Genomic DNA, 12,878 nt, shown 5'->3' on the forward strand with positions numbered 1-12,878 from the left:
CAGGACACCGCCATGAACCGCATCTACCGCTCCATCTGGAACCAGGCCACCGGCGCCTATGCCGCCGTTTCCGAAAACGTCAAATCCGCCGGCAAGCGCTCGCTGCCGGGATGCAGCGGGGGCGGGGCGCACTTTGCCCTGACCAGCATGGCGGCGGCGCTGATGCTCGGCTATGGCTCGCTGGCCCTGGCGGGGCCGGCGGGCGGCACGGTGGTGGCGGGGCAGGCGAGCATCCACGGCGCGCCCGGTGCCACGGTGATCCAGCAGAGCAGCCAGAATGCGGTGATCAACTGGGCCAGTTTCAATATCGGCAAGGGCGAGTCGGTGCAGTTCCAGCAGCCCAACAGCAATGCGGTGGCCCTGAACCGGGTGCTGGGCGGCGACGGCACTACCATCCTGGGCAACTTGTCGGCCAACGGCAAGGTGTTCATCGTCAACCCGAACGGCGTGCTGTTCGGCAAGGGCGCATCGGTGAACACGGCGGGCCTGGTGGCCTCGACCCTGGATATTTCGAATAACGATTTCATGTCGGGCAAGTACCAGTTTTCCGGCAGTGGCACGGGTAAAGTCCTGAACCAGGGCAGCATCAGCGCGCCGGGCGGCTATGTGGCCTTGCTGGGAGCCAACGTCTCGAACGAAGGCACGATCCAGGCGCGCCTCGGTTCGGTGGCGCTGGCGGCGGGCAAGGCGATCACGCTGGACGTGGCCGGTGATGGCTTGCTCAACGTGGCGGTGGACCGGGGCGCCGTGGGCGCGCTGGTGAATAACGGCGGCTTGATCCAGGCCGATGGCGGCACGGTGGTCTTGAGCGCGCAGGCGGCGGGCGACCTGCTGAAAACCGTGGTCAACAATACGGGCGTGATCGAGGCGCATACGATCGCCACGCGCGGCGGCACGATCAAGCTGCTGGGCGACATGCAAAGCGGCACGGTGAACGCGGCCGGCACCCTGGACGCCAGCGCGCCGGCGGGCGCGGTTGGCAGCCGTGGCGGCTTCATCGACACGTCGGCGGCGCACGTGAAGATCGCCGATGGCCTGAAGGTGACGACGGCCGCGCCACAGGGCCTGTCGGGCACCTGGCTGATCGACCCGAGCGACTTCAATATCGCCGTCTCCGGCGGCGACATGACAGGCGCCTTCCTCAGCAATTCCTTAAAATCGGGCAATGTGCAGATCCAGAGTGTGTCGGGCGGCAGCGGCACGCAGGGCAATATCAACGTCAACGACAACGTCAACTGGTCGGCCAACAAGCTGACCCTGACGGCGCACAACAACATCAACATCAACCGTGCCATGCGTGGCGCGGGCACGGCCAGCCTGGCGCTCGAGTATGGCCAGGGCGCGGTGGTGGCCGGCAATCTGTCCACGTATAACGTCAAGGCGGAAGTGGATCTGCCATCGGGCAATAATTTCAGCACCAAGCTGGGCAGCAATGATGGCGTGGTCGTGTATCAGGTCATCAACAGCCTGGGCGCCGTCAACAGCAGCAGCGGCAGCGACGTGCAGGGTATGCAGGGCAATTTGTCCGGCAGGTATGTGTTGGGCAGCAATATCGACGCGCGCGCCACGGGCAGCTGGGAGAGTGGCAGGGGATTTATGCCTATCGGCAATGATACGACGCCATTCACGGGCACGCTCGATGGCCTGGGCCATGAAATCATCGGGTTGACGATCAACCGTTCGCAAATGAGCATCGGTATGTTCGGTAATATTGGACTCACCGGTATCGTACACAACTTAAGTTTGAGCAATGTCAACATTGCGGGCTCGCAAGCCGCATATGGCTACTTGACCATGGGCATTGGTGCGCTGGCGGGTCGAAATAATGGCATGATCGACAATGTATCCAGCAGCGGTGTCCTCGGCGGCTTCAGCAATAGCAATCTGGGCGGCCTGGTCGGCATTAACGCTGGCGTCATCAGCGACAGCCGCGCGGCAGGTAATGCTGTCAACAACGGTTTATATGGAAATGGAGGCGGCCTGGTGGGCACAAATGCCACAACAGGCTTGATCAAGAGCAGTTCCAGCGCCGTGGCCGTTACATCGGGCCGCTATGCCGGCGGCCTGGTGGGCAACAATATGGGTAATATCAGCAACAGCCATGCCAGCGGCATCATTGCGGCTGGCTATAACAACGGCACTGGTGGCGGCTTGGTTGGCATTAGCTATGGATCGGTGAGCAATAGCTACGCCACCGGGAATGTGTCGGGCATGATGGCGGGCGGCTTGGTCGGTTCGCAGCTGAGCGGTACGGTTGATAACAGCTATGCCACCGGCAATGTGTTCAATAGCGGTTTCACTAGCGGTGGCTTGGTCGGCTCGTCATATGGTTCGATCAGCAACAGCTACGCGAGCGGTAATGTGACTGGTAGCGGTAGCCGGGGCGGCCTGGTGGGTGGGTTCGGTGGCGGCACGATCAGCAATGTCTATTACTCGAACAAGCTTAGTGCCGGCGGCACAGTTGGCCTGATCGTGGGCAATCTCTCGGGCGGTAACTTGGCGAACGCCTACTATGATAAGACACTTAACCCCGCGCTCGGCGCCATCGGCAATAAGTTCGCGGGAGTGACTTCGAACGTGCAGGGCTTGACCAGTGCACAGATGCTGCAGGGTAGTAATTTTGCGGGTTTCACGTTTACCACCACGGCTGGAGCAACCGGTAACAACTGGGTCATTGTCAGTGGTGACGGATCGCTCAATGGTACCGTCCCCGGCACCCGCCCCATGCTGGCCTCGGAGTGGTCGAATACCATCAATTCCACGCACCAGTTGCAATTGATGGCGATGAACAAGACGGCCAGCTATACGCTGGGCAGCAATTTCAGCGCTGCCGGGACCGCCAGCACGGCCAGCGATGTGTGGGGTAGCACGGGCTTCATTCCGGTTGGAACCAGCGCTGAGGCTTTTACCGGCAAGTTCGATGGCACCGGGCATATTGTTAGCAACCTGAATATCTACAAGTCGGGCGTGGCGGATGTGGGCTTGTTCGGTGTCGTCGGCAGCGGGGGTGTGATCGCGAATGTAGGCTTGTCTGGCGGCACGATCGTCGGCGGTGGCAATGTGGGTGCCCTGGTGGGTACGAACGGCGGCAGCGTCAGCGGCAGCTTTGCCACCAGCACCGTCACGGGCGCCAACAATGTCGGCGGCCTGGTGGGCATCAACACTGGCACGGGCAACATCAAGGATAGCTATGCCAGTGGCGCGGTGACTGGCAGCAGCGGGGTGGGCGGCTTGCTGGGAAGCAACAGCGGCACGGTCGCCACCAGCTATGCGAATGGCAGCGTGAGCGGCGTCGGCGGTGGCCTGGTCGGCGCGGGCGCGGGCAGCGTCACGGGCAGTTACTGGGATACCACGGCCAGCGGGAAAGCGTCCGGCGCCAGCGCCGGCGGCACGGGCATGACCACGAGCGAGCTCAAGATGTTGTCGAATTACACGGGCGCGGGCTGGGACCTGGGCCAGATGTGGGTCGCCTACGATGGCCGGAGCGCGCCTTTCCTGCGCTCGTTCATGAAGGAGATCGTCGTCAGGGTTTCTTACAATACCCAGGTTTACGATGGCGTCGCCTATGCCGGCAGCAGCAATAGCGTCGCTTATTCCAACGTCTACAACGACACGGTGCTGCTGGGCACGCCCGTGTATACGGGCAACACCACCGGCGCCGTGAATGCAGGGACGTATGTGGTGACGGCCAGCGGCCTGTATTCCACGAATGGCCAGTCCGGTTATGCGGTCAGCTATATCGATGGCGGACTGGTGATCACGCCCAGGTCCGTCACCCTGAGTGGTGCGGTAGTGGCCGGCAAAGTGTATGACGGCACCACTGTGGCCACCATCAGCGGCACCGTGAGCGGCGTGCTGGCAGGCGACTTGGCCAATGTAAGCTCGACGGTGAGCGGCAGGTTCGCCAGCAAGAACGCCGGCAACGGCATCGCCGTGACGACCAACGCCACGCTCGGTGGCAGCGCTGGCGGCAATTATGTACTGGTGCCTGTGAATGGTTTGAGGGGCAATATCAGCAAGGCGACGATCAGCGGCGTAAGTGGTATTGTTGCCGGTAATAAAGTGTATGACGGCAGCGTTGCCGCCAGCCTGAACACGGCCGGGGCGTCCTTTGCCGGCATGATGGACGGAGACACGCTGACGGTGTCGGGCGCCAGCGGCAGCTTTGCGGACAAGAACGCCGCTAGCGGCAAGACGGTCAGCATCAGCGGCATCGCACTCGGCGGCACGGACGCCAGCAACTATAACTTGAGCAATACATCGGCCAGCAGCACCGCCAATATCAGCAAGGCAAGCATCTCCGGCGTGGGCGGTATTGTGGCTGGCAACAAGGTCTACGACGGCTCGCTTGCCGCGAGCCTGAGCACGGCTGGGGCGTCGTTTGCCGGCATGGTGGGTGGCGACACGCTGACGGTGTCTGGTGCCAGCGGCAACTTCCGCGACAAGAGCGCCGGCACCGGCAAGACCGTCGACGTGAGCGGCATAACGTTGGGTGGCACCGATGCGGGCAATTACACGCTGGCCAACGACACCGCCAGCAGCAACGCCAATATCAGCAAGGCGAGCATCAGCAGCGTGACGGACGTGGGCGTGAACAGCAAGACCTACGATGGCTCCAGCACGGCCACGCTCAACGGCGCGGGGACCATCAACGGTATGGTGAACGGCGACAGCCTGACGTTCAGCGCGGCCACGGCCGTGTTCAACGACAAGAATGCGGGCAGCAAGACGGTCAGCGTCGATGGCATCGTGCTGGGCGGCGCCGATGCGGGCAACTACACGCTGGGCAACGCCACGGCCAGCGGCAGCGGCACGATCACGGCCAAGACCCTGACCCTGTCGAGCATCGCCGACAAGGTATATGACGGCAGCAGCAAGGCCAGCTTCAGCCAGGGCGTGCTGAACGGCCTGGTGGGCAGCGAAGTCCTCGACATCAGCGGCAGCGGCAGCTATGCGGACAAGAACGCGGGCGTCGGCAAGGCCTTCACGGTGAATGCGGCGACCCTGGCCGACGCGGGCAGCGGCGCGAGCGCCGGCATGGCCAGCAACTATGTGCTGGCCACGCCAAGCGGCGTGACGGGCACGGTCAGCAAGGCGAGCATCAATGGCGTGACGGGCATCGTGGCCAATAACAAGGTCTACGACGGCAATGCGCTTGCCAGCCTGAATACGGGCAGCGCCTCGTTCGCCGGCATGGTCGGTGGCGACAACCTGGCGGTGACAGGCGCCAGCGGCAGCTTTGCGGACAAGAACGCGGCCAGCGGCAAGACGGTCAGTGTCACCGGCATCGCGCTGGGCGGCGCCGATGCCGGTAACTATACGCTGGCCAGCAATACGGCCAGCACGACGGCCGATATTGCCAAGGCCAGCATCAGCGCCGTAGGCGGGATTATGGCCAACAGCAAGGTCTACGACGGCAATGCGCTTGCCAGCCTGAATACGGGCAGCGCCTCGTTCGCCGGCATGGTGGGCGGCGACAACTTGGTGGTAACAGGTGCCAGCGGCAGCTTTGCGGACAAGAACGCGGCCAACGGCAAGACGGTCAGCGTGACGGGTATCGCGCTGGGCGGCACGGATGCGGGTAACTATGTGCTGGCCAGCAATACGGCCAGCACCACAGCCGATATCACCAAGGCCAGCATCAGCGCCGTAGGCGGGATTACTGCAAACAGCAAGGTCTACGACGGCAATGCGACCGCCAGCCTGAACACGGGTAGTGCCTCGTTCGCCGGCATGGTCGGCGGCGACAACCTGGTGGTGACAGGCGCCAGCGGCAGCTTTGCGGACAAGAATGCGGCCAGCGGCAAGATGGTCAGTGTCACCGGTATTGCGCTGGGCGGCACGGATGCGGGCAACTACACATTGCTCGATAGCACGGCCAGCACGATGGCCGATATCGCCAAGGCCAGCATTAGCGCGGTGGCCGGTATCACGGCTGGTAACAAGGTCTACGACGGCAATACAGGCGCCAGCCTGAATACGGGCAGTGCCGCCTTCACCGGCATGGTGGGCGGCGACAACTTGGTGGTAACAGGTGCCAGCGGCAGCTTTGCGGACAAGAACGCGGCCAGCGGCAAGACGGTCAGCGTGACGGGCATCGCGCTGGGCGGCACGGATGCCGGCAACTACACGCTGGCCAGCACGACGGCCAGCACCACAGCCGATATCGCCAAGGCCAGCATCAGCGCGGTGGCCGGTATCACGGCTGGCAACAAGGTCTACGACGGCAATGCGCTTGCCAGTCTGAATACGGGCAGCGCTGTCTTCACCGGCATGGTCGGTGGCGACAGCCTGACGGTAGCCACCGCGACGGGCAGTTTTACTGACAAGAACGCTGCCAACGGCAAGACGGTCAATGTCTCCGGCATCGCGCTGGGCGGCACCGATGCGGGCAACTACACCTTGATCAATAGCACGGCCAGCACGACGGCCGATATCGCCAAGGCCAGCATCAGCGCGGTGGCCGGTATCACGGCTGGCAACAAGGTCTACGACGGCAATGCGCTTGCCAGTCTGAATACGAGCAGCGCCTCGTTCGCGGGCATGGTCGGTGGCGACAACCTGACGGTGACAGGTGCCAGCGGCAGCTTTGCGGACAAGAACGCGGCCAGCGGCAAGACGGTCAGTGTGACCGGTATCGCGCTGGGCGGCACGGATGCGGGAAACTACACCTTGATCAATAGCACGGCCAGCACGACGGCCGATATCGCCAAGGCCAGCATCAGCGCCATAGGCGGGATTACGGCCAACAGCAAGGTCTACGACGGCAATGCGACCGCCAGCCTGAATACGGGCGGTGCTGCCTTCACCGGCATGGTCGGTGGTGATAACTTGGTGGTGACAAGTGCCAGCGGCGGCTTTGTGGACAAGAACGCAGCCAGCGGCAAGACGGTCAGCGTGACCGGCATCGCGCTGGGCGGCGCCGATGCGGGTAACTACACCTTGCTCAATAGCACGGCCAGCACGACGGCCGATATCGCCAAGGCCAGCATCGCCAATGTGGCTGGCATTACGGCTGGCAACAAGGTCTACGACGGCAATGCGACCGCCAGCCTGAATACGGGCAGCACCTCGTTCGCGGGCATGGTCGGCGGCGACAACCTGACGGTATCGAACGCAACAGGCAGCTTCGGCGACAAGAACGCGGCCAGCGGCAAGACGGTCAGTGTCACCGGCATCGTCCTGGGCGGCACGGATGCGGGCAACTACACGCTGGCCAGCAATACGGCCAGCACGACGGCCGATATCGCCAAGGCCAGCATTAGCGCGGTGGCCGGTATCACGGCTGGTAACAAGGTCTACGACGGCAATACAGGCGCCAGCCTGAATACGGGCAGTGCCGCCTTTACCGGCATGGTGGGCGGCGACAACTTGGTGGTAACAGGTGCCAGCGGCAGTTTTACGGACAAGAACGCGGCCAGCGGCAAGACGGTCAGTGTCACCGGCATCGTCCTGGGCGGCACGGATGCCGGTAACTATGTGCTGGCCAGCAATACGGCCAGCACGACGGCCGATATCGCCAAGGCCAGCATCAGCGCCGTAGGCGGGATTACGGCCAACAATAAGGTCTACGACGGCAATGCGCTTGCCAGCCTGAACACGGGTGGTGCTTCGTTCACCAGCATGATCGGCGGCGACAGTCTGACGGTAGCCACCGCGACGGGCAGTTTTGCGGACAAGAACGCGGCCAATGGCAAGACAGTCAGCGTGACGGGCATCGCGCTGGGCGGCACGGATGCCGGTAACTATACGCTGGCCAGCAATACGGCCAGCACCACGGCCGATATCGCCAAGGCCAGCATCGCCAATGTGGCTGGCATTACGGCCAATAACAAGGTCTACGACGGCAACGCGCTTGCCAGCCTGAACACGGGCGGTGCTTCGTTTACCGGCATGGTCGGTGGCGACAACCTGACGGTAGCCACCGCGACGGGCAGCTTTGCGGACAAGAATGCAGCCAGCGGCAAGACGGTCAGCGTGACGGGCATCGCGCTGGGCGGCACGGATGCGGGTAACTATGTGCTGGCCAGCAATACGGCCAGTACCACGGCCGATATTGCCAAGGCCAGCATCAGCGGAGTGGCCGGTATCACGGCTGGCAACAAGGTCTACGACGGCAATACAGGCGCCAGCCTGAATACGGGCAGTGCTGCCTTCACCGGCATGGTCGGCGGCGACAGCCTGACGGTAGCCACCGCGACGGGCAGTTTTGCGGACAAGAACGCGGCCAGCGGCAAGACGGTCAGCGTGACCGGCATCGCGCTGGGCGGCACGGATGCGGGCAACTATACCTTGATCAATAGCACGGCCAGCACGACGGCCGATATCGCCAAGGCCAGCATCGCCCATGTGGCTGGCATCGTGGCCAATAACAAGGTCTACGACGGCAACGCGCTTGCCAGCCTGAACACGGGCAGCGCCGCCTTCGCCGGCATGGTCGGCGGCGATAACCTGACGGTATCGAACGCAACAGGCAGCTTCGGCGACAAGAACGCGGCCAGCGGCAAGACGGTCAGTGTGAGCGGCATCGCGCTGGGCGGCGCCGATGCCGGTAACTATACGCTGGCCAGCAATACGGCCAGCACGACGGCCGATATCGCCAAGGCCAGCGTCAGCGCGGTGGCCGGTATCACGGCTGGCAACAAGGTATACGACGGCAACGCGCTTGCCAGCCTGAACACGGGCAGCGCCTCGTTCACCGGCATGGTCGGTGGCGATAACCTGGCGGTAGCCACCGCGACGGGCAGCTTTGCGGACAAGAACGCTGCCAACGGCAAGACGGTCAGCGTGACGGGTATCGCGCTGGGCGGCACGGATGCGGGCAACTACACCTTGATCAATAGCACGGCCAGCACCACGGCTGATATCGCCAAGGCCAGCATCGCCAATGTGGCTGGCATTACGGCCAATAACAAGGTCTACGACGGCAACGCGCTTGCCAGCCTGAACACGGGCAGCGCCGCCTTCACCGGCATGGTCGGCGGCGACAACCTGACGGTATCGAACGCAACAGGCAGTTTCGGCGACAAGAACGCGGCCAGCGGCAAGACGGTCAGTGTGAGCGGTATCGCGCTGGGCGGCACGGATGCGGGTAACTATGTGCTGGCCAGCAATACGGTCAGCACGACGGCCGATATCTCCAAGGCCAGCATCACCAATGTGGCCGGTATCACGGCTGGCAACAAGGTCTACGACGGCAATACAGGCGCCAGCCTGAATACGGGCAGCGCCTCGTTCGCGGGCATGGTCGGCGGCGACAACTTGGTGGTAACAGGTGCCAGCGGCAGCTTTGCGGACAAGAACGCGGCCAGCGGCAAGACGGTCAGCGTGACCGGTATCGCGTTGGGCGGCACCGATGCGGGCAACTATACCTTGCTTAATAGCACGGCCAGCACGACGGCCGATATTGCCAAGGCCAGCATCAGTGCCGTAGGCGGGATTACTGCCAACAGCAAGGTCTATGACGGCAACGCGCTTGCCAGCCTGAATACGGGCAGTGCTGCCTTCACCGGCATGGTCGGCGGCGACAGCCTGACGGTAGCCACCGCGACGGGCAGCTTTGCGGACAAGAATGCGGCCAGCGGCAAGACGGTCAGTGTGACGGGTATCGCGCTGGGCGGCACGGATGCGGGCAACTATACCTTGCTCAATAGCACGGCCAGCACCACGGCCGATATCGCCAAGGCCAGCATCAGCGCCGTAGGCGGGATTACGGCCAACAACAAGGTCTACGACGGCAATGCGCTTGCCAGCCTGAATACGGGCAGCGCCGCCTTCACCGGCATGGTCGGTGGCGACAACCTGACGGTATCGAACGCAACAGGCAGCTTCGGCGACAAGAACGCGGCCAGCGGCAAGACAGTCAGTGTGACGGGTATCGCGCTGGGCGGCACGGATGCGGGCAACTACACCTTGCTCAATAGCACGGCCAGCACGACGGCCGATATCGCCAAGGCCAGCATCAGCGCCGTAGGCGGGATTACGGCCAACAGCAAGGTCTACGACGGCAATACAGGCGCCAGCCTGAATACGGGCAGTGCCGCCTTCACCGGCATGGTCGGCGGCGACAGCCTGACGGTAGCCACCGCGACGGGCAGCTTTGCGGACAAGAACGCGGCCAGCGGTAAGACGGTCAATGTTTCCGGCATCGCGCTGGGCGGCACGGATGCGGGCAACTACACGCTGGCCAGCACGACGGCCAGCACGACGGCTGATATCGCCAAGGCCAGCATCAGCGCCGTAGGCGGGATTACTGCCAACAGCAAGGTCTACGATGGCAACGCGCTTGCCAGCCTGAACACGGGCGGCGCTTCATTCACCGGCATGGTCGGTGGTGACAACCTGACGGTATCGAACGCAACAGGCAGCTTCGGCGACAAGAACGCGGCCAGCGGTAAGACGGTCAATGTCTCCGGCATCGCGCTGGGCGGCACGGATGCGGGCAACTACACCTTGGTCAATAGCACGGCCAGCACCACGGCCGATATCGCCAAGGCCAGTATCAGCGCCGTAGGCGGGATTACTGCCAACAACAAGGTCTACGACGGCAATGCGCTTGCCAGCCTGAATACGGGTAGCGCTGCCTTCACCGGCATGGTCGGTGGCGACAACCTGGCGGTAGCCACCGCGACGGGCAGCTTTGCGGACAAGAATGCGGCCAGCGGCAAGACGGTCAGTGTCACCGGCATCGCGTTGGGCGGTGCCGATGCGGGTAACTATGTGCTGGCCAGCAATACGGCCAGCACGACGGCCGATATCGCCAAGGCCAGTATCAGCGCCGTAGGCGGGATTACGGCCAACAGCAAGGTCTACGACGGCAATGCGCTTGCCAGCCTGAACATGGGCGGCGCTGCCTTCACCGGCATGGTCGGCGGCGACAACTTGGTGGTGACAAGTGCCAGCGGCAGCTTCGGCGACAAGAACGCGGCCAGCGGCAAGACGGTCAGCGTGACCGGCATCGCGCTGGGCGGCACGGATGCGGGCAACTACACCTTGCTCAATAGCACGGCCAGCACGACGGCCGATATCGCCAAGGCCAGTATCAGCGCCATAGGCGGGATTACGGCCAACAGCAAGGTCTACGACGGCAATGCGCTTGCCAGTCTGAATACGGGCAGCGCTGTCTTCACCGGCATGGTCGGTGGCGACAGCTTGGCAGTAGCCACCGCGACGGGCAGCTTCGGCGACAAGAACGCGGCCAGCGGCAAGACGGTCAGCGTGACGGGCATCGCGCTGGGCGGTGCCGATGCGGGCAATTACAATCTGGCCACTAACACATCCAGTACGACGGCCAGCATCACGCCAAAAGCCTTGACGGTGGCGGGCCAGCTCGCTGGCAACAAGATCTATGACGGCAATGCTGTTGCCAGCCTGTCCGGCGGCGTGCTGAGTGGGCTGGTGGACGGCGAAAGCCTGGCCATCGCCGGCCAGACGGCCAGTTTCAGCGACAAAAATGTTGCCAATGGCAAGTTGGTCACAGTGACGGGCACGACCTTGCTCGATACGGCGAGCGGCCTGGCCAGCAACTACACGGTTGGCAATCCGACCGGCTTGACAGCCAGCATCACGCCAGCATCGTTATTGGTCAGCGTCAGTGCCGCTGCCAAGGTCTACGATGGTTTGACAGATGCAACCGTCACCTTTGCCGATAACCGGATTGCTGGCGACGTATTGGCCATCAACCGTGGCAGCGCTCACTTCAGCGACAAGAATGTTGCCAATGGTAAGACCGTCACGGTGGGCGGCATAGGCATTTCCGGCACGGATGCCGCGAACTACATTGTCAATACGACAGCTGTGACCACGGCCAGCATTACACCGGCCACGCTGCTGGTCAGTGCGACGGACGGTAGCAAAGTGTACGACGCAACGAACGGCGCCACGGTGAACCTGCACGACAACCGCGTCGCTGGCGATCAGTTCAGTATTGTCACGAATGGCGCGACATTTGCCGATAAGAATGTGGGGCAGGGCAAGACGGTAACCGTGGATGGCATCCGCCTTGCCGGGGCCGATGCCGGCAACTACGTGTTCAATCGTACGGCTGCCAGCAGCGCCGATATCACCCCGGCGAAACTGACGATCAAGGCGAACAACGCCGAGAAAAATCAGGGCAGCCCGAATCCTGAGTTTGGCGCCACCTATAGTGGTTTGCTGGGCAGTGACACGCTGGCTTCCGAGTTGACTGGCAGCCTGCTGTTTAATACGGCGGCGACAACGGGATCGGTGGCGGCCAATTACCTGATTACGCCATCTGGTCAGGCCTCGGGGAATTACGCAATCACCTATGTCGACGGTATATTGAAGGTGAATCCAATGGCAGCCTTGCAAAGTGCCGTGACGGCCACCCTGGGTTCCTTGGCGATAGCGCCGTCCCTGGGCAATATGGTACAGGCCGATCAGCTCATGGGCGGTGACACGCCTGCCGCTCCCGCCAGTGTTGCCCGCGACGAGGGTGCCGGCAAGAGTGGCGCCGCGCCGGCCCTTGTGCAAATCAGTGGCAGTACGGTGACCAACGTCTTGCCTGGCCTGCGGCTCAGTGTCATCAACCAGGGACTCTTGCTGCCCCCTGAGCTTGGTGTTAACACCGACCTGGCCAAGTAATCGCAAGCGCGGACGGCAAGGCGTGATGAACGTCTTGTCGCCCTTGCCGGCCGCGGCTCTAGTGATTCTAAAAAATAATATTTAGTTATTTGAATTATTTATTTGTAATTCTATTTGGCAAGATTGTGACATGTTAGGCTGGCAGGGAAATTTGTGCTGTTGGAAAACGTTTAATGTATATAAAAAATAACATTGTTTTGAGTTGTATTGATATTAATAGAAGCCGTTTTTTTACCTTTTGAATGCCTGGAAAATTGCGCATTGATAGTAAAGAA

The 12,878-nt window shown here is 62.4% G+C and carries 1 protein-coding gene; it reads left to right on the top strand.

What is annotated here, in order from left to right; all coding sequences use genetic code 11:
* The first annotated feature begins 12 nt into the window (after positions 1 to 12).
* Positions 13 to 12,603, top strand: coding sequence for a YDG domain-containing protein (locus AC3RCJ_RS10510; RefSeq protein WP_492965490.1), 12,591 nt, complete (start codon positions 13 to 15; stop codon positions 12,601 to 12,603).
* Positions 12,604 to 12,878: the final 275 nt, after the last annotated feature.

The sequence above is a fragment of the Janthinobacterium sp. GW822-FHT07H11 genome, from assembly GCF_058798615.1.